Raw genomic sequence first — 21,509 nt, 5'->3', positions numbered from 1 at the left:
GCGAGCGCCCATCAGGAGATAAGGGATGGCGCGAAAGACAATCACAGGCCTTTCCCAAAGGAACGGCATCTGGCACATCGACAAGAGGATCAACGGCGAGAGACTTTACGAAAGCACTGGAACTTGTGACCGGGCGGAAGCAGAAAAGTACCTGATCCACCGCCTTGAGCAGATCCGCCAACGCAAAGTATATGGTGTTCGGCAGGTTCGGACGTTCCGGGAAGCGGCTACCAGGTACCTGCTCGAGCACAAGGATCAGCCGTCAATCAAGCTGACTGCCCTGTGCCTCCAGCAACTTGATCCATACCTGGGCGACCTGCCGCTCACGCACATCGACGACCAGGCACTGGCCCCGTTCATTCGGGATCGGCAGACGGACGAAGATTTGCCGAATGGGAAAGTGAGGAAGGCGGTCAGCAACCGGACGGTGAACATCGCGATCGAGCGAGTGATTCGCGTGCTGTCGCTGGCTTGCCGGAAATGGCGGGATGAGGAGCGCAGGCCTTGGCTCGACAGCGTTCCGCTGCTGACCAAGCTGGAGGAGAAGAGATCCAGTCGAAAGCCCTACCCGATGTCTTGGGATGAGCAGTCGATTCTCTTCGGGGAGTTGCCGGACCACCTGCAGCGAATGGCCCTGTTCAAGGTGAACACAGGCTGCCGCGAGCAGGAGGTTTGCAAACTGAGGTGGGACTGGGAGATCTCGGTACCCGAGTTGGGCACTAGCGTGTTCCTGATACCTGCGGACTTCGGCGGCCGGCACGAGAACTCTGGAGTGAAGAACCGGGACGAGCGCCTGGTAGTGCTGAACAGCGTGGCCAAGTCGATCATAGACGGGCAGCGGGGGATAAGCCGGGAATGGGTTTTCCCATACAACGGCACCGGCATGCACAGGATGAACGACTCGGCCTGGAAGAAAGCGAGGGTGCGCGCGGCAAAGCTCTGGCAGGAGCAACACTTACGGCCGGCACACCCTGGGTTCGCTTCTATCAGGGTTCACGACTTGAAGCACACTTTCGGCAGGCGCCTGAAAGCAGCTGGTGTAACAGAGGAAGATCGGAAGTCGCTTCTTGGTCACAAGAACGGCAGCGTGACCAGCCACTATTCTGGCGCGGAGCTGGGACAGTTGATAGAGGCGACAAACAAAGTTTCAGCGACGGACTCGCGTGGGCCGGTGCTGACAATTCTGAAGAGGAGGCAGGCGTAAAAACCTGAGAAGTCACGCAAAAAGTCACGCAAATGAAAAAGGCCACCCCTTTCGGAAATGGCCTAAGTCATTGAGGTATATGGTCGGGACGGAGTGATTCGAACACTCGACCCCTTGCACCCCATGCAAGTGCGCTACCGGGCTGCGCTACGCCCCGACATCATTCTCGATGTTGCTGAGAATGGTGAAGAATTTACCCTAACCTTTTGAATAATGGAAGCTTTTTTTCAAAAAAATCCACCCATCAGGCTTCAGGTCACTTCTTCAACACCACCAGCACATCCTCCAACTCCGCAATCATCTGCCGAATCAGTTGCTTGTACTGGGTAGTGTCATCCTTGGCTTCATCACTGGAGAGGCGCAATCGCGCCCCGCCGATGGTGAAGCCCTGGTCATACAGCAGCGCGCGGATCTGGCGGATCATCAGCACGTCTTGGCGCTGGTAATACCGCCGGTTGCCGCGGCGCTTGACCGGGTTGAGTTGCGGGAACTCCTGTTCCCAATAACGCAGCACGTGCGGTTTTACCGCACAGAGCTCACTGACCTCACCGATGGTGAAGTAGCGCTTGCCCGGAATGGGGGGCAGCTCGTCGTTATGGCTTGGTTCCAGCATAGGCCTCAACCCGGGCTTTCAGTTTCTGCCCTGGACGAAAGGTGACGACACGGCGAGCGGTGATCGGGATCTCTTCCCCTGTCTTGGGGTTGCGGCCCGGCCGCTGGCGTTTGTCGCGAAGGTCGAAGTTGCCGAAACCGGACAGCTTGACCTGCTCGTTCTCTTCAAGTGCGTGCCGAATTTCTTCGAAAAACAGCTCGACCAGCTCCTTGGCCTCTCTCTTGTTGAGCCCCAGCTCCTCGTACAGCCTTTCGGCCATCTCAGCTTTCGTCAGAGCACCCATACGCTATTTCCTTAACGTGGTGTTCAACCTTTGTTCGAGCGAGGTGAGGATGTTTTGCAGGGTAGTGTTCACCTCATCGTCGTTAAGAGTGCGCGATGGATGCTGCCAGGTCAAGCCGACGGCCAGGCTTTTTCTATCAGGATCAATGCCTTTACCCTGGTAGACGTCAAACAGCCTGAGGTCTGTGAGCCATTCGCCCGCATTGTCACGAATTACTTCAAGCACCGAGCTAGAAGCTACATCACGTCCTGCGATCAACGCCAGGTCACGCCTCACTTCCGGGAACTTGGACAGTTCGCTGAATTTCGGCAGTCGGCCTTCGACCACGTCGCCCAGTACCAGCTCGAAGACGAACACTGGGCGCTCCAGGCCCAGGGTCTTGGCCAGCTCTGGGTGGATGGCGCCGAGGTAGCCGACTTCCTTACCGTCGCGCTCGATGCGGGCGGTCTGGCCGGGGTGCAGGGCTGGGTGCTTGCCGGCGACGAAGGTGAAGTCACCCAGGGCGCCGGAGTAGCCCAGCAGGGCTTCGACATCGGCCTTCACATCGAAGAAATCGATGCTGTCACGGCCGTTGGCCCAGCCTTCCGGCAGGCGGCTGCCGGTGGCGACGCCAGCGATCATCGGCTGCTGCTTGAGGTCGCCCAGCTGGCCGACGAAGCGCAGGCCGCTTTCGAACAGGCGCACGCGGTCTTGCTGGCGGTTGAGGTTGTGCTGCAGCGCCTTGACCAGGCCCGGCCACAGGGACGCGCGCATGGCGGCCATGTCGCTGGAGATGGGGTTGGCCAGCAGCAGCGGCTCGACGCCTGGGGTGAACAGCTCGAACAGTTTCGGGTCGATGAAGCTGTAGGTGATGGCTTCCTGGTAACCACGGGCGACCAGCAGGCGGCGCAGAGTCGGCAGCTCGCCACGGGACTCCGGGCGGGCCTGGGGAGCCAGGCGGGCCTGCGGGTAGCGTACCGGCAGGTTGTTGTAGCCGTACAGGCGGGCCAGTTCTTCGATCAGGTCGACTTCCAGGCTGATGTCGAAGCGGTGGCTGGGGACTTCGACGGTCCACTGCCCTGCTCCGCTGGCGCTGGTTTTCAGCTCCAGGGCGTTGAGCAGCTGCTCGACCTGGGCAGCGTCCATATCCATGCCGAGCATCTGGTTGATGCGTTCGGCGCGCAGAGTGACCGGCGCGACCTTGGGCAGGTGCTGCTCGCTCACGGCCTCGACGATGGGGCCGGCTTCGCCGCCGACGATTTCCAGTACCAGCGCGGTGGCGCGCTCCATGGCTTCACGGGCCAGCTGCGAGTCGACGCCGCGCTCGTAGCGGTGCGAGGCATCGGTGTGCAGGCCGTAGGAACGGGCCTTGCCAGCCACGGAAATCGGCTCGAAGAAGGCGCTTTCCAGGAACAGGTCGCGGGTCTTCTCGGTGTTCACACCGCTGTGCTCGCCCCCCATGACGCCGGCGATGGCCAGGGCACGGGTGTGGTCGGCGATGACCAGGGTGTCGGCACGCAGGGCGACTTCCTGGCCATCCAGCAGGACGAGCTTCTCGCCCTCCTCGGCCATGCGCACGCGGATGCCGCCGTTGATTTCGGCAAGGTCAAAGGCGTGCATCGGTTGGCCGAGCTCGAGCATCACGTAGTTGGTGATGTCGACGGCGGCGTCGATGCTGCGCACGTCGCTGCGGCGCAAGCGCTCGACCATCCACAGCGGGGTCGGCTTGCTCAGGTCGACGTTGCGGATCACGCGGCCCAGATAGCGCGGGCAAGCAGCCGGGGCCGAAACTTCGACCGGGCGCACTTCGTCGTGGGCGGCCGGTACGGCCGGCACCACCGGGCGGGTGACCGGGGTGTCGTACAGGGCGCTGACGTCACGGGCCAGGCCTGCGATGGACAGGCAGTCGCCGCGGTTCGGGGTCAGGCCGATCTCGATGCTGGCGTCGTCCAGGTTCAGGTAGGCGCGAATGTCTTCGCCGACCGGGGCGTCAGCTGCCAGCTCCAGCAGGCCGTCGTTCTCTTCGCTGATCTGCAGCTCTGCAGCCGAGCACAGCATGCCGAAGGACTCGACGCCACGCAGCTTGGCCTTCTTGATCTTGAAATCGCCTGGCAGTTCGGCGCCGATCATGGCGAACGGGATCTTGATGCCAGGGCGTGCGTTCGGGGCGCCGCAGACGACCTGGAAGGTTTCCTGGCCGTTGCTCACCTGGCACACGCGCAGTTTGTCGGCGTCCGGGTGTTGTTCGGTGGTGAGGATCTCGCCCACCACGATACCGCTGAACTGGCCGGCAGCGGGGGTTACGCTGTCGACTTCGAGGCCGGCCATGGACAGGCGGGCGACCAGTTCGTCACGGGAGACTTGCGGGTTGACCCAACCGCGCAGCCACTGTTCACTGAATTTCATGCTGTTCTCCTAGAAAGTGCGTCGATCGGGCCTAGCGGAATTGGGCGAGGAACCGCAGGTCGTTGTCGAAGAACAGACGCAAATCGTTGACGCCATAGCGCAGCATGGCCAGGCGCTCGGCGCCCATGCCGAAGGCGAAGCCCTGGAATTCTTCAGGGTCGATGCCAGACATGCGCAGCACGTTCGGGTGCACCATGCCGCAGCCCATGACCTCGAGCCAGCCGGTCTGCTTGCACACGCGGCAGCCTTTGCCGGAGCACATCACGCACTCCATGTCGACTTCGGCAGACGGCTCGGTGAAGGGGAAGAACGACGGACGGAAGCGCACCGCCAGCTCTTTTTCGAAGAACACCCGCAGGAATTCCTCGATGGTGCCCTTGAGGTCGGCGAAGTTGATGCCGCGGTCGACCAGCAGGCCTTCGACCTGGTGGAACATCGGCGAATGGGTGATATCCGAGTCGCAGCGGTACACGCGGCCCGGGCAGACAATGCGGATTGGCGGCTGGCTGGACTCCATGGTCCGTACCTGCACCGGCGAGGTGTGGGTGCGCAGCAGCATGTTGGCATTGAAGTAGAAGGTGTCGTGCATCGCCCGGGCCGGGTGGTGGCCGGGGATGTTGAGCGCTTCGAAGTTGTGGTAGTCGTCTTCGACCTCAGGGCCTTCGGCGATGCCGTAGCCGATGTGGGTGAAGAACTGCTCGATGCGCTCGAGGGTACGGGTGATCGGGTGCAGCCCACCGGTGGTCTGGCCACGGCCTGGCAGGGTCACGTCGATGCATTCGGCGGCCAGGCGAGCGTTGAGCTCGGCTTCTTCGAAGGCGGCCTTGCGTGCGTTGAGCACGTCGGTGACGCGTTCCTTGGCGTCGTTGATCAGCGCGCCGACCTTGGGGCGCTCGTCGGCTGGCAGGTTGCCCAGGGTCTTCATCACCTGGGTCAGCTCGCCCTTCTTGCCGAGGAATTGGACCCGGATCTGTTCCAGGGCAGTGATGTCTTCAGCGCGTTCCACGGCCTCGAGGGCTTGGGCAACCAGCGCGTCCAGGTTTTCCATGTACAGACTCCAGATACGAAAATAGGGGAAGAGCTTTTGAAGGCTCTTCCCCTATCGATGACGTTTTACACCCGACGGCGCACAGCGTCGCCGGATGATTGTCGTGGGTACTTAAGCCAGGACGGCTTTAGCTTTCTCGACAATCGCAGCAAACGCCGCTTTTTCGTTCACTGCCAGGTCGGCCAGAACCTTGCGGTCGATTTCGATCGACGCCTTTTTCAGGCCAGCAATCAGACGGCTGTAGGACAGGCCGTTGGTGCGGGCACCGGCGTTGATACGAGCGATCCACAGAGCGCGGAACTGACGCTTCTTCTGGCGACGGTCACGGTAGGCGTATTGGCCAGCCTTGATGACCGCTTGCTTGGCAACGCGGAATACGCGCGAACGCGCACCGTAGTAGCCTTTAGCCAGTTTCAGAATTTTCTTGTGACGCTTACGAGCGATGACGCCACGCTTTACACGAGCCATGAGTAACTTCCTCTATCGTTGACCAGAATTAACGTACGCGCAGCATGCGCTCGACTTTTGCCACGTCAGACGGGTGCAGCAGGCTGGCACCGCGCAGTTGACGCTTACGCTTGGTCGACATTTTGGTCAGGATGTGGCTTTTGAAAGCGTGCTTGTGCTTGAAGCCGGAAGCGGTTTTCAGGAAACGCTTCGCAGCACCGCTCTTGGTTTTCATCTTTGGCATGTTGGAACTCCGCATTCGATAAAATTACACATAATCATCAGGCCTGCCGTGCCCGGGAGATTACTTCTTCTTTTTGGGGGCGATGACCATCATAAGCTGGCGTCCTTCCATCTTCGGATGCTGCTCAACGGTGCCGTATTCGGCGAGGTCGGCTTCGACCCGCTTCAACAGCTCCATGCCCAGCTCCTGGTGGGCCATCTCACGGCCGCGGAATCTCAGAGAGATCTTGGCCTTGTCCCCATCGCTAAGGAAACGTACCAGGTTGCGTAGTTTTACCTGGTAATCCCCTTCTTCCGTCCCTGGACGAAACTTGATTTCTTTGATCTGGATCTGCTTCTGGTTCTTCTTGGCTTCGGAAGCCTGCTTCTTCTTCTCGAAGAGGTGCTTGCCGTAGTCCATCACCTTGCAGACAGGCGGTTGCGCGTCTGCAGAGATCTCCACCAGATCCAGCTTCGCTTCATCAGCGATACGCAGCGCTTCATCAATCGAGACGATGCCAATCTGCTCGCCGTCAGCGCCAATTAACCGAACCTCGCGTGCCGAGATATTCTCGTTGATCGGGGCTTTCGGTGCAGTTCGTTTATCGTTTCTCATTTCACGCTTAATAGTCATTACTCCGATTCTAGGCGACCGCGCTGAGCCACGGCTTCAGCGAGCAGTTGGGTGAATTGGGAGACGGGCATGGAGCCCAGGTCTTTGCCATCACGGGTACGCACTGCAACGGTCTGCGTTTCGACTTCGCGGTCCCCTATAACCAGAAGGTATGGGACCTTGAGCAAAGTATGCTCGCGGATTTTAAAGCCGATCTTCTCATTTCTCAAGTCGGACTTGGCACGGAAACCGCTTCCGTTCAGCGTTTTTTCCACCTCGAGCGCGAAATCGGCTTGTTTGTCGGTGATATTCATGATCACCGCCTGGGTGGGCGCCAGCCACGCCGGGAATACGCCCGCGTAGTGCTCGATCAACATGCCGATGAAGCGCTCGAAGGAACCGAGGATAGCACGGTGCAGCATGACCGGGCGCTTGCGGTTGTTGTCTTCGGCAATGTAGCTGGCATCCAGACGCTCAGGCAGGTTCGGGTCGTACTGCAGGGTACCGCACTGCCAGTTACGGCCGAGGCAGTCACGCAGGGTGAACTCGATCTTCGGGCCGTAGAAGGCGCCCTCGCCCGGCTGGTATTCCCACTCCAGGCCCGACTCGTTCAGCGCATCGGCCAGGGCGCCCTCGGCGCGGTCCCACAGCTCTTCGGAGCCCACGCGCTTGGCGGGACGGGTGGAGAGCTTCATGGCGATGTCGGTGAAGCCGAAGTCCTTGTAGACATCCAGGGTCAGCTTGATGAAGTCGGCGGCTTCCTTCTTCACCTGGTCTTCGGTGCAGAAAATGTGCGCGTCGTCCTGTACGAAGCCACGCACGCGCATGATGCCGTGCAGGGCGCCGGATGGCTCGTTGCGGTGGCAGGCACCGAACTCGGCCAGGCGCAGCGGCAAGTCGCGGTACGATTTGAGGCCCTGGTTGAACACTTGCACGTGGCACGGGCAGTTCATCGGCTTGACCGCGAAGTCGCGGCTTTCCGACGAGGTGGTGAACATGTTCTCGGCGTAGTTGGACCAGTGGCCGGAACGCTCCCAGAGGATGCGGTCGACGACCTGCGGGGTCTTGATTTCCTGGTAGCCGTTCTCACGCTGGACCTGACGCATGTACTGCTCGAGCACCTGGTACACGGTCCAGCCGTTGGCATGCCAGAACACCATGCCCGGCGCTTCTTCCTGCAGGTGGAAGAGGTCGAGCTGCTTGCCGATCTTGCGGTGATCGCGCTTCTCGGCTTCCTCGATGCGCTGGATATAGGCGGCCAGCTGCTTCTTGTCGGCCCAGGCGGTGCCGTACACACGCTGCAACTGCTCGTTCTTGGCATCGCCGCGCCAGTAGGCGCCGGACAGCTTGGTCAGCTTGAACGCCTTGAGGAAGCGGGTGTTCGGCACGTGCGGGCCGCGGCACATGTCGACGTATTCTTCGTGGTAGTACAGGCCCATGGCCTGCTCGTCGGGCATGTCCTCGACCAGGCGCAGCTTGTAGTCTTCGCCACGGCGCTTGAACACGTCGATGACTTCGGCGCGCGGGGTCATCTTCTTGACGACGTCGTAGTCCTTGTCGATCAGCTGTTGCATGCGCTGTTCGATGGCGGCCATGTCTTCAGGGGTGAAGGGACGCTCGTAGGCGATGTCGTAGTAGAAGCCTTCGTCGATCACCGGGCCGATCACCATCTTGGCGGTCGGGTACAACTGCTTCACCGCGTGGCCGACCAGGTGGGCGCACGAGTGGCGGATGATCTCCAGTCCCTCTTCATCTTTAGGGGTGATGATCTGCAGGGTGGCGTCGTTCTCGATCAGGTCGCAGGCGTCGACCAGCTTGCCGTCGACCTTGCCGGCCAGGGTGGCCTTGGCCAGGCCCGCGCCAATGGAGGCGGCGACTTCGGCAACGGTGACGGCCTTGTCGAACGAACGTTGACTGCCATCGGGAAGAGTAATTACGGGCATGGCGCCTCCTCTCCTAGTGGTGACCCCTACCAAAGGTCACATGGGTTGGGATGAGCCAGTACAAGATCCGACCTGCCTTTCCCGCGGGAAAGCCTGCCTCACAGTGGCAGAGACCTTTCGGCCTGCCAGGGACGAACCAGAGTGACTGGAAAATGATAAATGGAATGCAAGCCGCGTATGGACGCGCTGCAAGCCGAGCATCCTAGCACGCGGCTTGGGCGCCAGGCAGAAATATTTGGAAATTGCACCGCTTCGGTGAACTTGTTGGGAAAATTCCACCTCAGAGTCTCTGAAGCATCCTACTCTTGATGAGACTCAACCCAAGGAGTGTGTGGTTATGCGACTTCAGTCTCTTCTGGCCCTGACGGCCGCCAGTGCCCTGTTGCTGCCGCTGGCGGCCCAGGCAGAATGGCCTGCTGGCAAGAAAGGCGCCTACATGGACCAGTGTGTCCAGGTGGCCACCGCGCAAGGCGTCGACGCCAAGACAGCCGACCAGCATTGCAAGTGTGGCGCCGACGCCATCGAGAAAAACTTCACCAAGGCGGAAATCGAAGACCTCGACAGCAAGGACGGTGTGGACGCCAAGCTGATGCAGCGGGCCCAGAGCGCCGTGAGACAGGCCTGCGCGCCGAAAGGCTGAGGCCTTTTTTGCGGGCGATCAATGCATTGTTTGCCGTAGATCAGTATCCTGCGAAGGTAACAGGCGCTAGATGCGCAGAATTAGACTATGATGTGGCCGGTGCTGCGTAGCCTCGGCGACATTGCACCCTCGATAAAAATCATGTTTCTGGAGATTCACCCCATGTCCAATCGCCAAAACGGCACCGTCAAATGGTTCAATGATGAAAAAGGCTACGGCTTCATCACCCCAGCAGGCGGCGGCGACGACCTGTTCGTACACTTCAAGGCCATCGAAACCGACGGCTTCAAGAGCCTGAAAGAAGGCCAGTCCGTTTCCTTCGTTGCCGAGCGCGGTCAGAAGGGCATGCAGGCTGCGCAGGTTCGTCCGGAGTAATTCGGATAGAAACGCAAAAAACCCGCCTTCGTGGCGGGTTTTTTGTAGGTGTCGTGCAGGTATTTCCGTGGCGGCGAAACTGCCCTGTCGCCGGCAAGCCGGCTCCCACAGGTGACGCTGCACCTGAGGAGCTGGCTTCACGGGCTCGCTAGCCGCAATTGACGCGGGTGACGACGCCTTTGTCATCGACGTTCAGGTTCAGCCGCTCGGAGCGGTACTCCAGGGTGATGACGTCGTGGGGCTTGAGGATGCGCGCCAGCTGCGAGCCGCTGGCCTTGCGGGCCTGCTCGAGCAATTCGGGGGTGGCCTGCTTGCCGAGAGTGAAGTCGGCCGCGCTGGCTTCGCAGCGCCCGCCATTGTCGGCCGGGGTGGTCGGGGCCTTGCCGCCACCGTCCGAGGAACCGCCTGTGCTGCAACCTGCCAGGACTGCAGCCGCCAGCAAGGTCGCCAGGTAAGCACGGGTACGGAACATGAATCCTCCTAATCGATCACGGGAACTGCCTAATGCGACAGTTCCATTCAACATTTGTTGCAAAACCGGACAAGTCTGCCTGAAGCGAGGCACCCAGGCCAAAAGCCAATCGTGACCGGATTTTGCGACGGATGCCCGGCATGCCACTGTTCGCCCAAGGCCAAGGCATGATTTACTGCTGCAAGCGGAGCGCACCACGCCTCCCTTCGAATGCCAAGGTCAGGTGTTCGACCCACAGCCCGGGCCCGCCACGAGAGCCTTCCATGAGCAGCCACAGCATCGATGCCGACATCAAGGTCAAATGGGCCGAGGGCCAGAGCGCCTACAGCCCCGGCACCCCCGAAGAATTGCTGTTGATCGCCATCGACCTGCTGGTGCGCGACCGCGGCAGCGAGGCGGCGCGCAGCTTCATCGAGCAGGTGTTCGAGCGCTACGCACCGCATGCGGCTACCGCAGTCGAGCCAGGCGCGCGCTGAGCAGGTCGAAGAAGCCCTGGGCGTCGCCTTCGTTCAACCACAAAACGTTGGCAGGCTGCTTGAGCACGCCGTACCAGTCGACCACGGTCTGGCCGAAGGTCGGCCCTTCGCGACTGTCGATCACCATGTGCACGCGGCGGCCACTGAACAGCTCGGGCTCGAGCAGGTAGGCGATGACGCTGGCGTCGTGCACCGGGCCGCCGGGCATGCCGTACAGGTCCATGTCATGCTTGACGTAGACGTTGAGGATGTCCACCACGCGCCGGCTGGCCTGGTTGTTGACGGCGGCCAGCTGCTTGAAGCGGGCCTCGCTGGTGATCACCTTGTGGGTGAGGTCCAGGGGCACGTAGGTGAGCTTCACGCCGCTGGCCAGCACCACTTCGGCAGCATGGGGGTCGGCGTAGAGATTGAACTCGGCCACCGGGGTGATGTTGCCGCCATTGAAGTGCGCACCGCCCATCACCACCACTTCCTTGATGCCCTTGGCGATCTCGGGCTTCTGGATCAAGGCCAGGGCCAGGTTGGTCTGTGGGCCGAGCATGGCGAGAGTGATGCTGTGAGGCTCGGCGCTGGACAGGGTGTCGACCAGGTACTGCACGGCGTTGCCCTGGGCCAGGCCTTGCCGGGGCTCATGGACCTCGACGCCCTCCAGGCCTTCTTCGCCGTGCACGTCAGCAGCGTAGATCGGCTTGCGTACCAGCGGGCGCCCTGCCCCGGCGTAGACCGGGATGCCCTCGCGGCCCGCCCATTCACGGGCCAGGCGGGCGTTGCGCGAGGTCTTGGCCAGGCGCACGTTGCCGGCGACGGTGGTGATGGCGCGGATGTTGAGTTCATCCGGGGAGGCCATGGCCAGGAACAGGGCCACCACGTCGTCGGCACCGGGGTCGGTGTCGATGATCAGGTCGCGCGAGGCGGCCTGGAGGGGGGCAGCGGCCAGGATGGACATGAGGATGGCTCCTTGTAGCAGGTGCTTTAGCATGAGGCACTCCTTGTTGCCTTCGAGATGTTTTGGGGCCGCGCTGCGGCCCAATCGCCGGTAAGCCGGCACGGGCCATCGCACTCCTGTTGTGTGGGTTGCCCTGCGCTGCGCTCTAGAAGGTAACGCCAGCTATCAGGGCAATATTGCTGTAAGGCTTGCACTCCCCAGTACGCACCACGGCCTTGGCCTGTCGGCAGAGCTCTTTGAACGCCTGGTGCGGCAACAGCGCCTGCGAGCCGAGCTGCCCCGAGCAATGCTGCACCACCACCAGCGCCGGCGGTGCGACGTCGAGCATTTCTTCGGCCAGCACATGCCGCTCCACCTGCATCTCGGCCAACACCGCCCGCAACACACTGGCGAAATCCGGCACGCCCGGCACCACGGCCAGGTCGATCAGCTCGACCCCAGGCGGCACCGGCAGCCCGGCATCGCCGATTACCAGCGCATCGCCATGACCGAGCCCGGCGATCACCCGCGAAAGCGCGATGTTCAGCACCCCAGCCTTTTTCATGGCAGCAGCTCCGCCAGGTACGGGATCGAAGGCTGGGCACCGGCGCGGGTCACCGACAAGGCCGCGGCACGCTGGCCGAAGGCGATCGCTTCGTCCTCCTCCAGGCCGCGCACCAGGCCCGCGGCGAAGCCACCGATGAAGGTATCGCCGGCCGCCGTGGTATCCAGCGGCTGGACCACCGGAGCGGGGAAATGCCGGCTGCCCTCGGGCGCGACGAACAAGGCCCCCTGGGCACCCAGGGTGACGATCACCTTGCCCGCCCCCATCGCCAGCAGCCGCTCGCCAGCGCTGCGGGCACTGTCGATGTCGGTGACCGGCAGCCCGGTCAGGGCCTGGGCTTCGCTTTCGTTCGGGGTCAGGTAGTCGACCTGGACGAGCCAGCCCGCCGGCAACGGGCCGGTGGCCGGTGCCGGGTTGAGGATCACTGTCTTGCCCAGCTCGTGCCCGCGGGCCAGGGTCCAGGCCACCGTGGCCATGGGCACTTCCAGCTGGCAGATGATTATCTCGGCGTTTCGCAGCAGCGAATCGAAACGCTGCACGGCCGCCGGCGTCAGCAACCCGTTACCGCCGGCAATGATGACGATGGCATTCTGGCTCGCGGCATCCACGGTGATCAGCGCCACGCCACTGGAAACGCCCTCGCACACGCCGACCGCCCGGCAGTCGATGCCTTCGCCCTCCAGGGCCTGGCGCAATTGCTGGCCATAGGCGTCGTCGCCGACGTTGCCGACCATCGCCACGCTCGCCCCCAGGCGCGCCACGGCCACCGCCTGGTTGGCACCTTTGCCGCCAGGCACGGTGAAGAAGCTGTCGCCGGCCAGGGTCTCGCCGGCCCGGGGCAGGCGCTGGGCGCGGGCCACCAGGTCCATGTTGAGGCTGCCGACCACCACGACCTTTGCGTTCATGGCACCTCCTCAGCGGTAATCATTGAACAGGTCCGGGCGCGGCCCGGTGGACTCGCGCAGCACGATGCGCGGAGCGACGATGCGTTGCTCGGCGTCGCCGCTGCGAGGCGTGGCGATGCGCGACAGCAGCAACTGCGCAGCGCTCTCGCCCAGCTCGCGAATCGACTGCCCGACCGTGGTCAACGGCGGGTACACGTAGCGGCTGAGTTCGATATCGTCGAAGCCGATCACCGACAGTTCGCCAGGCACGCTGATGTTGCGCTCGGCGGCGGCGCGCAATACACCGAAGCCGATCATGTCGTTGCCGGCGAAGATCGCCGTCGGGCGCGTACCGTCGAGCAGGCGCCCGGCGGCGTCATGGCCGCCGGGGCTGCTGAAGTCGCAATGCAGCACGCGGTCTTGCGGCACCTCCACTCCCTGCTCGGCCATGGCCCGACGAAAGCCCGCCAGGCGCAGCTGGCTGGCACCGGTGTCCGCCGGGCCGCCAATGCAGGCGATGTCGCGATGGCCCAGGTCCAGCAGGTGGCGGGTGGCGAGGTAGCCACCCTGCTCATGGTCGATGCGCACCAGGTCGGCGTCCACGCCTTCCAGGGCGCGGTCGACGATGACCATCGGCGTGCGCACGCCCGCCAGGCTTTCCAGCAGGTCGCGGTCCTCGCCCACCGAGGCGACAATCAGGCCGTCGATGCGTTTTTCCAGCAGCACGCGCAGGTAGCTGCGCTGCTTCTGCGGGTTGTCGTCGGAGTTGCAGAGGATCACGCAGTAGCCGTTGCGTTCGCAGCCGTCCTCGATGCCCCGCGCCAGTTCGGCGAAGTACGGGTTGACGCTGTTGGGTACCAGCAGGCCGATGGTGGCCGTGCTGCGCGCCTTGAGCGAACGGGCTACGGCGCTGGGCACGTAGTCGAGTTCGGCGATGGCCGCCTCGACCTTCAGGCGTACCTGCTCGCTGACCGGGCGGGTTTTGTTCAGCACATGGGACACGGTGGTATAGGAGATACCTGCCAGTGCCGCGACGTCTTTGATGGTTGCCATGGGTTCAGTTCCGCCGGCCTGCACGCCGGCTACGGTAAGTGTCGAGCACCACGGCGATGACGATGACCGCCCCGGTGATGATGCGTTTGGTCGGCTCCGACGCGCCGATCTGCGCCAGCCCCGCGGCCAGCACCGAAATGATCAACACACCGAAAAAAGTGCTGATGACCGAGCCGCGCCCGCCCATCAGGCTGGTGCCACCAATCACCACGGCGGCGATCACCTGCAGCTCGAGGCCCGCGCCGGCATTGGGGTCGGCGGCCTCCAGGCGGGAGACCTGGAACAGCGCGGCCAGGCCCGCGAGCAGGCCCATCAGGGCGAACACCAGCACCTTGTACGGGCGCGGGTCGATGCCGGCCAGGCGCACGGCCTCCTCGTTGGTGCCGATGCCGATCAGGTAGCGGCCGAACACGGTGCGCGTCAGCACCAGCTGGGCGAGGACGATCACCAGCAAGGCGATGATGAAGGCCGGCGAAATGCCGAAGGCGATGGGGTTGGAAAACCAGGCGAAGGCGTCGCCGATGTAGGCGGTGCGTGAGTCGGTGAGCTGGTAGGCCAGCCCCCGGGCCATTTCCAGCACGCCCAGGGAGACGATGAACGAGGGAATGCGCCAGGCCACGGTGATACTGCCGGTGATGCTGCCGGCCAGCGCCGCCACGGCCATGCCCAGCAGCGCGGCGGGCAGCGGGCTCCAGCCCCAGCCGAGGATCGCCACGCTGACCGCCGAGGCCGCCAGCGCCAACACCGAGCCGACCGACAGGTCGATGCCGCCAATGATCAGCACGAAGGTCATGCCTACGGCCAGCACCATCAGGTCGGGGATCTGGTTGGCCAGGGTGCTGAAGGTGGCGTAGGACAGGAAGTGGCTGCTCAGGAACGAGAACAGTACGATCATCGCCAGCAAGGCGCCGGCCAGGCCCAGGTAGGTGCCCAGGCCGAAGTAGCTGGCGCTGCGGCGCACGGGCGCGTTGCCCGGGGTGTCGAGAGGTGTGGTTTTCATGGGGCCATCCTGGGCGCTGCCTCATGCAACAGCGCGTCACGTTTCTGGTAGCCGGCGAAGGCCGCGGCGAGCAGTTGGTCCTGGCTCCAACGGTCGCGATCGAAGGTGTCGACCAGACGGCCGGCGGACAACACGGCGATGCGGTCGCAGATCAGCATCAGCTCGCGCAGGTCACTGGACACCACCACCAAGGCCTTGCCCTGGCGGGCCAGCTCCGCCAGCAGGCCGTAGATGTCGAACTTGGCGCCTACATCAATGCCCCGGGTGGGTTCGTCGAACAGCAACACCTGGCAATCGCGCTCCAACCAGCGGCCGATCACCACCTTCTGCTGGTTGCCCCCGGACAGCTCGCCCACCGCCTGCGCGGGGCTGGCGCTGCGGATGCGCATGGCGGTGATCTGCCGCTCGGCCAGGGCCCGTTCGGCATCAGCGTCGAGGATGCCGGCGCGGGACACGGCGCCCAGGTTGCCCAGGGCGATGTTGGCGCTGATCGACTGGCTCAGCAGCAGGCCTTCGCCCTTGCGGTCCTCGGTGATCAGGGCGATGCCGGCACGCACGGCCGCCTTGGGAGAGTCCAGATTCACGTTCTGCAACGGCTGGCCAAGCTCGACACTGCCGCTGTCGGCACGGTCGGCGCCGTAGATCAGGCGCAGCAGCTCGGTGCGCCCGGCGCCGATCAACCCGGAGATGCCGAAGATCTCCCCTGCCCTGACCTCGAACGACACGTCACGGACCTTGCCGCCCCGGCTCAGGCCTTGGACCTTGAGCAGCGTCTGGCCGATTTCGCGGCGCCCCAGGTCGATGTGCTCGCCCAGCTCGCGCCCGACCATCAGGTTGACCAACTCGGCGCTGCTGTAGCGCTGGATCGGCTCGACGCACACCAGCGTACCGTCGCGCAGCACGGCGATGCGCTGGGCCACGCGCTGCAGCTCCTCAAGGCGATGGGAGATGTACACGATGGCCACGCCGCGCTGGCGCAGGCGCTCGATCTGGGTGAACAGCAGTTCCACCTCGCGGGCGGTGAGCATGGCCGTGGGCTCATCGAAAATCAGCACATGGCAGTCGCCGATCAGGTTGCGGGCGATCTCGACCATCTGCTGGTGGCCGATGCCGAGTTCGCCGACCGGGGTGTCCGGGTCGATGGCGTCCAGGCCGACCTGAGCCATCGCCGCACGGGCCAGCTGGCGCAGGCGCTTGTGGCTGATCCAACCGAAGCGGCTGGGCAGGTTGTCGAGGAACAGGTTCTCGGCCACGGTCAGGGTCGGCAGCAGGTTGAGTTCCTGCATGACCATGCGCACACCCAGGTGCTCAGCCTCGCTGCGACTGCCAGGCGCATAAGGAGCGCCGCGATAGCGCATCTGCCCTGTGGTGGGCGTTTCCAGGCCGCTGATGAGCTTGGACAGCGTGCTCTTGCCTGCGCCGTTCTCGCCGGTGAGCGCCAGTACTTCGCCAGCGCGCAGTTCCAGCGTCACATCGCCGAGCACCGGCTGGGTGTAGGTCTTGCCCAGGCCGCTGACGGCGAGGGTGGCGTGATTACCCGTGGCTGACATGGCCGACTCCTGCTTGGCTCAGGGGTGGGTAACCAGCTCGACCGGTGTCTGGATGACATTGTCGGCATCCACCGCTGGCTTCTCGCCCTTGAGCATCTGCAACGCTGCCTGGATGCCGAACACGGCCTGGTCGGCGCCGTGCTGCTCGAGGGTGGCGAGCACACGACCGTCCTTGAGCATGGGCTTGATGGCGCGGATGTTGTCGTAGCCCACCACTTGCACCTGGCCGGTCTTGCCCGCCGCACGCACAGCGGAGACGGCGCCCAGGGCCATGCTGTCGTTGCCGGCCAGGAGCGCCTTGAGGCCCGGGTATTCATTGAGCATGGCCGCAGCCACGGCATTGCCCTTGTCGATTTCCCAGTTGCCCGATTGCACCGAGACCACCTTCATCTGTGCGGCATCCATGGCGTCCTTGAAGCCTGCGGTGCGCTGTTGGGCGTTGGTGGTGGTGGGCACGCCTTCGATGATGCCGACCTGATCGCCCGCCTTGAGCTTTTGCTGGGCCAGGTAGTCACCGACCAGGCGTGCGCCCTTGCGGTTGTCGGGGCCGACGAAGGGCACGCTGATGCCCTTGCTCTCGAGCACGGCCGGGTCCAGGCGGTTGTCGATGTTGACCACGGTGATGCCGGCATCCATGGCCTTCTTCACCACCGGCACCAGGGCCTTGGAGTCGGCCGGGGCGATGACCAGGGCGTTGACGCCGGAGACGATCATCTGCTCGACGATGCGGATCTGGTTACCGGTGTCGGACTCGTCCTTGATGCCGTTGGCCACCAGGTCGAAGTCGTCGGGGTGTTGCTGCTGGTAGGCCTTGGCGCCGTCTTCCATGGTCCGGAAGAACTCATTGGCCAGGGATTTCATCACCAAGGCGACCTTGGGTTTGTCTTCGGCATGGGCACCGGACAAGGGCAGTGCGAGGGAAAGCGAGGAGAACACAGCCAGGGCCAAAACGCGGCCAGGGAATGGCAGTTTCATGGAATTGACTCCGAATCTTGTGGTTTTTATCGGATCGCAAACGTTTGCGCTGCCTAACTATGGAAACAAGACCTGCTTTTGTCAAATCCCGCACGCGGTTTGGCTTGGGCCACGTACGTCGGGATTATCCGGAATATTTCCGAAAAACCGAACACCTTTTCCTACGCTTGTTCGGTATTCCGAATGGAATGCGCTCCCTGCAGGAGCGGCCTAGTGCCGCGATGCGCTGCGCAGCAACTCGTAATCCGTGCCGGGCGCAGGCCCTGGGCCGGCTACGCAGCCATCGCGGCACTAGACCGCTCCTACAGGGATAAGCTGGTACGAAACATGCCTGACAGTCTGTGCGATACAGCAACCATCTCACTAGGAAGAGAGAGAACAATAATGATGAATGCTGCACTTAAAACCTTCGCTCCCAGCGCACTCGCCCTGCTGCTGATCTTGCCCTCCACCGCCTCAGCCAAGGAAGCCGAAACCCAGCAGAAGCTGGCCAACGTGGTCATCCTCGCCACCGGCGGCACCATCGCCGGTGCTGGCGCCAGCGCTGCCAACAGCGCCACCTACCAGGCCGCCAAGCTGGGCGTCGACAAGCTGATCGCTGGCGTGCCGGAGTTGGCCGACCTGGCCAACGTACGCGGTGAGCAGGTGATGCAGATCGCCTCCGAGAGCATCTCCAACGACGACCTGCTCAAGCTGGGCAAACGCGTCGCGGAACTGGCCGACAGCAAGGACGTCGATGGCATCGTCATCACCCACGGTACCGACACACTGGAAGAGACCGCCTATTTCCTCAACCTGGTGGAGAAGACCGACAAGCCGATCGTGGTGGTCGGCTCCATGCGCCCAGGTACCGCCATGTCCGCCGACGGCATGCTCAATCTGTACAACGCCGTGGCCGTGGCCAGCGACAAGCAGTCCCGTGGCAAGGGCGTGCTGGTGACCATGAATGACGAGATCCAGTCCGGTCGTGACGTGAGCAAGTCGGTCAACATCAAGACCGAAGCCTTCAAGAGCGCCTGGGGCCCGATGGGCATGGTGGTGGAAGGCAAGTCGTACTGGTTCCGCCTGCCGGCCAAGCGCCACACCGTCAACTCCGAGTTCGACATCAAGCAGATCAACAGCCTGCCGCAGGTGGACATCGCCTACGGCTACGGCAACGTGACCGACACGGCGTACAAGGCGCTGGCCCAGAACGGTGCCAAGGCACTGATCCATGCCGGTACGGGCAATGGCTCGGTGTCTTCGCGCGTGGTGCCGGCCTTGCAGGAGCTGCGCAAGAACGGCGTGCAAATCATCCGTTCCTCCCATGTCAACCAGGGCGGCTTCGTGCTGCGCAACGCCGAGCAGCCCGACGACAAGAACGACTGGGTCGTGGCCCATGACCTGAACCCGCAGAAAGCGCGCATCCTGGCCATGGTCGCGATGACCAAGACTCAGGACAGCAAGGAGCTGCAGCGGATCTTCTGGGAATACTGACCCTCGCCAGGCCTGGCCGGTGTGCACGGCATGCCGGCCAATCGCGGGTTTCTGTGGGAGCGGGTTTACCCGCGAACACCGGCAAAGCAGGTGCCATACAATGCGTCACATGCTTCGCGGGTAAACCCGCTCCCACAGGCTTGCGTACCCGCAACTACGGAACCAACCGCTCTACCACGGTCATATAGGCTTTTCACCTTACACGCTGTTGCGAAAATACTTACAGTGAAATACTGTATGCGCATACAGCAAAACAAGGAAAAGCCCCGTGGCCAGTACCTCCGCAGTAACCCCCAGCAGCTATGAACAACTGGGTATCCGCATCCAGAAGATCATCAACAGCCCTATCGCCCAGCGCAGCCGCGCCGCCTTGATCTTCCGCCTGGAACACGAGTCGCCCGACGATTGGGAAACCCTGCTCGAGGAGATCGCCGAGAACGACAACGTCACCCTCGCCCACCGCGACGACGGCGGCGTGCAGATCTTCTGGACCGTACCCAAGGAAGACTGACCCTGCATGAGAGTTTCGCTTTTCGCTGTCGCTTGCCTGCTGTTCACCGCCTCCCTCGCCCATGCCGACGCCCCGCGTACCTTCCAGGAAGCCAAGAAGGTCGCGTGGCGGCTGTACGCGCCGCAGTCCACGGAGTTCTATTGCGGCTGCAAGTACAAGGGCAACAAGGTCGACCTGGCCTCCTGCGGCTACACCCCACGCAAGAATGTCCAACGCGCCTCACGCATCGAGTGGGAGCATATCGTGCCGGCCTGGCAGATCGGCCACCAGCGCCAATGCTGGCAGAACGGCGGACGCAAGAACTGCTCACGCCACGATGAGGTGTACAAGCGCGCCGAGGCCGACCTGCACAACCTGGTGCCGAGCATCGGTGAAGTCAATGGCGACCGCAGCAACTATAGCTTCGGCTGGCTACCCCAGCAGCAGGGCCAGTACGGCAGTTGCCTGACCCAGGTCGACTTCAAGGCCAAGAAAGTGATGCCGCGCCCATCGATCCGCGGGATGATCGCGCGCACCTACTTCTACATGAGCAAGACCTACAACCTGCGCCTGTCCAAGCAGGACCGACAACTGTTCAATGCCTGGAACAAGACCTACCCGCCCCAGGCCTGGGAACGGCAACGCAACCAGCGGGTGGCCTGCGTGATGGGCCACGGAAACGACTTCGTCGGGCCGGTGAACCTCAACGCCTGCAGTTGACGCTCAGGCCAGCGTCTGCAGGTAGGCGCTGGCCTGCTGGTAGCGGCTTAGACGGGCCAGGTCGGCGGGCCCCGGGCATGGGATGCGGGACAGGTCGCTGTTATCGGCCAGGTCCGCCAGCTTGACCTGCCGCGCCAACGGGTCGACGCCCAGGCGCACGACGAAGGCTTCGTAGCTTTCCCCGTCGCGCCGGCTCAAGGCCAGCACGGCGGCGAGGATCTTCAGGGGGAAGCCTTCACGGGCGAGGTCCGACAGCGTCAGCGGCGTATCCTCGAGCACATCGTGCAGCACCGCGACAATCCGTTGTTCGGGTGTCGTCACCCGTTCCATCACCCGCAATGGGTGGAGGATGTAAGCCGCTCCACCTTTGTCGAATTGCCCTTCATGGGCTTTGGTCGCCATTGCAATGGCCCGTTCCAGCGTAGACATGAGCCCTGTCCTCTACAGCCTGCTTGCCTACAAGCATAGCTGCACAATCCTGCCTATCCTTTGCAGCCCGGCCCTTCGGCCTGCGACCTCCTTGTGCGGCCTTACTCAGGGTGATCTCAACGCTTGGCGCCGTGCTGAATGACGATCGAATCGGTGCCCAGGCGCGCCATGACATCGGCCTTGCGCGCCTCGGCCTCGGCCTTGGTGGGGAACGGCCCCATCAGCACCACCGGCTTGCCGTCACGGTACTCGACCGACGACGGGATGCCCTTCTCGATCAGGCGTGCGGTCATGTCGCTCAGTGCGCCCATGTTGGCACCCTGGATCACCTCCACATCCCAGCCTTCCGGAGCCGGCTGGTCGGCCAGGGCGTCGGCTCGACGCTGCAGGTCGGCACCGCCGCACACTTCGCGAATGCGCAGGTTGTTGCCGGTTTCATCGACGATGATCTCGTACTGGCCGTCGTGCTTGATCGCCACGTAGCTGCGGTATGCCTCGTACTGCCCGGCGTCGTCCTTGCCGCGGACCTGGCCGCAGATGGAGCCCTGGGTGTCGATCCGCACGTTGGCGAACTTGGCCGTCTTAGGGTTGTGCAGGTATTCGGCAACCTGCTTGTGTACACCCTCGACCTCGTTCTCACAGCCGGCCAGGGCCAGCACTGCCATTACCACCGCCAGTTTGCGCACGCGTCTACCTCCTGATTCGAAGGGGCGGATTCTAG

25 protein-coding genes and 1 tRNA gene are annotated in these 21,509 nt (G+C 63.1%); 7 read left to right on the top strand and 19 right to left on the bottom strand.

Translation table 11 applies throughout. The features are described from left to right. Positions 1 to 25: 25 nt before the first annotated feature. Positions 26 to 1,204: a tyrosine-type recombinase/integrase gene (locus K8374_RS09975; RefSeq protein ID WP_411969620.1), complete on the top strand. Its 1,179-nt coding sequence runs from the start codon at positions 26 to 28 to the stop codon at positions 1,202 to 1,204. 80 nt (positions 1,205 to 1,284) lie between these two features. On the opposite strand, the gene K8374_RS09970 is transcribed toward K8374_RS09975, so the two are convergent. The 9 genes from K8374_RS09970 to thrS form a co-directional block, all read right to left on the bottom strand. Then, positions 1,285 to 1,361 (bottom strand) — tRNA-Pro (locus K8374_RS09970). Between the two features lie 99 nt (positions 1,362 to 1,460). Continuing rightward, positions 1,461 to 1,817, bottom strand: coding sequence for a MerR family transcriptional regulator (locus tag K8374_RS09965; protein WP_043213594.1), 357 nt, complete (start codon positions 1,815 to 1,817; stop codon positions 1,461 to 1,463). Next, the gene (ihfA, locus tag K8374_RS09960; protein WP_003250679.1) at positions 1,798 to 2,100 is read right to left on the bottom strand and encodes an integration host factor subunit alpha; all 303 of its coding nucleotides are present in this window, start codon (positions 2,098 to 2,100) and stop codon (positions 1,798 to 1,800) included. Before ihfA ends, K8374_RS09965 begins: the two co-directional genes overlap by 20 nt. 3 nt (positions 2,101 to 2,103) lie before the next feature. Beyond that, positions 2,104 to 4,485 (bottom strand): phenylalanine--tRNA ligase subunit beta, encoded by a 2,382-nt coding sequence (gene pheT, locus K8374_RS09955; protein WP_224458880.1) that lies wholly within the window; start codon positions 4,483 to 4,485, stop codon positions 2,104 to 2,106. 31 nt (positions 4,486 to 4,516) lie between these two features. After that, positions 4,517 to 5,533 carry a phenylalanine--tRNA ligase subunit alpha gene (gene pheS, locus K8374_RS09950; protein WP_224458879.1) on the bottom strand — a complete coding sequence of 339 codons (1,017 nt, stop codon included), beginning with the start codon at positions 5,531 to 5,533 and terminating at the stop codon, positions 4,517 to 4,519. Positions 5,534 to 5,644: 111 nt separating this feature from the next. Next, positions 5,645 to 6,001 (bottom strand): 50S ribosomal protein L20, encoded by a 357-nt coding sequence (rplT, locus tag K8374_RS09945; protein ID WP_003250671.1) that lies wholly within the window; start codon positions 5,999 to 6,001, stop codon positions 5,645 to 5,647. Positions 6,002 to 6,029: 28 nt separating this feature from the next. Continuing rightward, a complete protein-coding gene (rpmI, locus tag K8374_RS09940) occupies positions 6,030 to 6,224 on the bottom strand; it encodes a 50S ribosomal protein L35 (RefSeq protein WP_003250667.1) in 195 nt (64 codons plus the stop codon). 60 nt (positions 6,225 to 6,284) lie between these two features. Then, complete coding sequence (infC, locus tag K8374_RS09935; RefSeq protein ID WP_172402975.1) at positions 6,285 to 6,836, bottom strand: translation initiation factor IF-3; 552 nt, start codon at positions 6,834 to 6,836, stop codon at positions 6,285 to 6,287. Further along, on the bottom strand, positions 6,836 to 8,758 hold the full coding sequence (gene thrS / locus K8374_RS09930; RefSeq protein ID WP_224458878.1) for a threonine--tRNA ligase: 1,923 nt from the start codon (positions 8,756 to 8,758) through the stop codon (positions 6,836 to 6,838). Before thrS ends, infC begins: the two co-directional genes overlap by 1 nt. Before the next feature lie 337 nt (positions 8,759 to 9,095). Between thrS and K8374_RS09925 the strand changes: the two genes are divergently transcribed. Both K8374_RS09925 and K8374_RS09920 read left to right on the top strand, forming a co-directional pair. Then, on the top strand, positions 9,096 to 9,398 hold the full coding sequence (locus K8374_RS09925) for a hypothetical protein (RefSeq protein WP_224458877.1): 303 nt from the start codon (positions 9,096 to 9,098) through the stop codon (positions 9,396 to 9,398). A 162-nt stretch (positions 9,399 to 9,560) separates the two neighbouring features. Beyond that, positions 9,561 to 9,773 carry a cold-shock protein gene (locus K8374_RS09920; protein ID WP_070091905.1) on the top strand — a complete coding sequence of 71 codons (213 nt, stop codon included), beginning with the start codon at positions 9,561 to 9,563 and terminating at the stop codon, positions 9,771 to 9,773. 148 nt (positions 9,774 to 9,921) lie between these two features. Here the strand turns inward: K8374_RS09920 and K8374_RS09915 are convergent, their stop codons facing one another. Further along, positions 9,922 to 10,245, bottom strand: coding sequence for an I78 family peptidase inhibitor (locus K8374_RS09915; protein ID WP_224458876.1), 324 nt, complete (start codon positions 10,243 to 10,245; stop codon positions 9,922 to 9,924). A gap of 263 nt (positions 10,246 to 10,508) precedes the next feature. Here K8374_RS09915 and K8374_RS09910 point away from each other — a divergent pair, with 263 nt between their 5' ends. Then, on the top strand, positions 10,509 to 10,721 hold the full coding sequence (locus tag K8374_RS09910; protein ID WP_224458875.1) for a hypothetical protein: 213 nt from the start codon (positions 10,509 to 10,511) through the stop codon (positions 10,719 to 10,721). Here the strand turns inward: K8374_RS09910 and K8374_RS09905 are convergent. From K8374_RS09905 to K8374_RS09875, 7 genes are all read right to left on the bottom strand, one after another. Continuing rightward, positions 10,693 to 11,700, bottom strand: a complete 1,008-nt coding sequence (locus tag K8374_RS09905) for a nucleoside hydrolase (protein ID WP_224458874.1) — start codon at positions 11,698 to 11,700, stop codon at positions 10,693 to 10,695. The two genes, K8374_RS09910 and K8374_RS09905, sit on opposite strands and share 29 nt — an antisense overlap. 112 nt (positions 11,701 to 11,812) lie before the next feature. Next, positions 11,813 to 12,211 carry a D-ribose pyranase gene (gene rbsD / locus K8374_RS09900; RefSeq protein ID WP_224458873.1) on the bottom strand — a complete coding sequence of 133 codons (399 nt, stop codon included), beginning with the start codon at positions 12,209 to 12,211 and terminating at the stop codon, positions 11,813 to 11,815. After that, on the bottom strand, positions 12,208 to 13,116 hold the full coding sequence (gene rbsK / locus K8374_RS09895; RefSeq protein WP_224458872.1) for a ribokinase: 909 nt from the start codon (positions 13,114 to 13,116) through the stop codon (positions 12,208 to 12,210). Before rbsK ends, rbsD begins: the two co-directional genes overlap by 4 nt. Before the next feature lie 9 nt (positions 13,117 to 13,125). Beyond that, on the bottom strand, positions 13,126 to 14,148 hold the full coding sequence (locus tag K8374_RS09890) for a LacI family DNA-binding transcriptional regulator (RefSeq protein ID WP_224458871.1): 1,023 nt from the start codon (positions 14,146 to 14,148) through the stop codon (positions 13,126 to 13,128). 4 nt (positions 14,149 to 14,152) lie between these two features. Continuing rightward, positions 14,153 to 15,148 (bottom strand): ABC transporter permease, encoded by a 996-nt coding sequence (locus tag K8374_RS09885; RefSeq protein ID WP_224458870.1) that lies wholly within the window; start codon positions 15,146 to 15,148, stop codon positions 14,153 to 14,155. Further along, complete coding sequence (locus K8374_RS09880; RefSeq protein ID WP_224458869.1) at positions 15,145 to 16,698, bottom strand: sugar ABC transporter ATP-binding protein; 1,554 nt, start codon at positions 16,696 to 16,698, stop codon at positions 15,145 to 15,147. Before K8374_RS09880 ends, K8374_RS09885 begins: the two co-directional genes overlap by 4 nt. An 18-nt stretch (positions 16,699 to 16,716) precedes the next feature. Further along, positions 16,717 to 17,673, bottom strand: coding sequence for a sugar ABC transporter substrate-binding protein (locus K8374_RS09875; RefSeq protein WP_224458868.1), 957 nt, complete (start codon positions 17,671 to 17,673; stop codon positions 16,717 to 16,719). A 387-nt stretch (positions 17,674 to 18,060) separates the two neighbouring features. Between K8374_RS09875 and K8374_RS09870 the strand changes: the two genes are divergently transcribed. From K8374_RS09870 to K8374_RS09860, 3 genes are all read left to right on the top strand, one after another. Beyond that, positions 18,061 to 19,149, top strand: a complete 1,089-nt coding sequence (locus K8374_RS09870) for an asparaginase (RefSeq protein WP_224458867.1) — start codon at positions 18,061 to 18,063, stop codon at positions 19,147 to 19,149. Positions 19,150 to 19,417: 268 nt separating this feature from the next. Beyond that, positions 19,418 to 19,660 carry a DUF1654 domain-containing protein gene (locus tag K8374_RS09865; protein ID WP_224458866.1) on the top strand — a complete coding sequence of 81 codons (243 nt, stop codon included), beginning with the start codon at positions 19,418 to 19,420 and terminating at the stop codon, positions 19,658 to 19,660. Positions 19,661 to 19,666: 6 nt separating this feature from the next. Further along, positions 19,667 to 20,359: an endonuclease gene (locus tag K8374_RS09860; protein ID WP_224458865.1), complete on the top strand. Its 693-nt coding sequence runs from the start codon at positions 19,667 to 19,669 to the stop codon at positions 20,357 to 20,359. Positions 20,360 to 20,362: 3 nt separating this feature from the next. Here the strand turns inward: K8374_RS09860 and K8374_RS09855 are convergent, their stop codons facing one another. Together K8374_RS09855 and K8374_RS09850 are read right to left on the bottom strand one after the other, a co-directional pair. After that, positions 20,363 to 20,788: a GTP pyrophosphokinase gene (locus K8374_RS09855; RefSeq protein WP_224458864.1), complete on the bottom strand. Its 426-nt coding sequence runs from the start codon at positions 20,786 to 20,788 to the stop codon at positions 20,363 to 20,365. Between the two features lie 116 nt (positions 20,789 to 20,904). Next, complete coding sequence (locus K8374_RS09850) at positions 20,905 to 21,474, bottom strand: SPOR domain-containing protein (protein ID WP_084855603.1); 570 nt, start codon at positions 21,472 to 21,474, stop codon at positions 20,905 to 20,907. Between the last annotated feature and the right edge of the window lie 35 nt (positions 21,475 to 21,509).

The sequence above is a fragment of the Pseudomonas sp. p1(2021b) genome (genome assembly GCF_020151015.1).
Lineage (GTDB): Bacteria > Pseudomonadota > Gammaproteobacteria > Pseudomonadales > Pseudomonadaceae > Aquipseudomonas > Aquipseudomonas putida_K.
The sequence above is the reverse complement of the archived record's forward strand: the minus strand, read 5'-3'. Positions and strand labels throughout refer to the sequence as shown.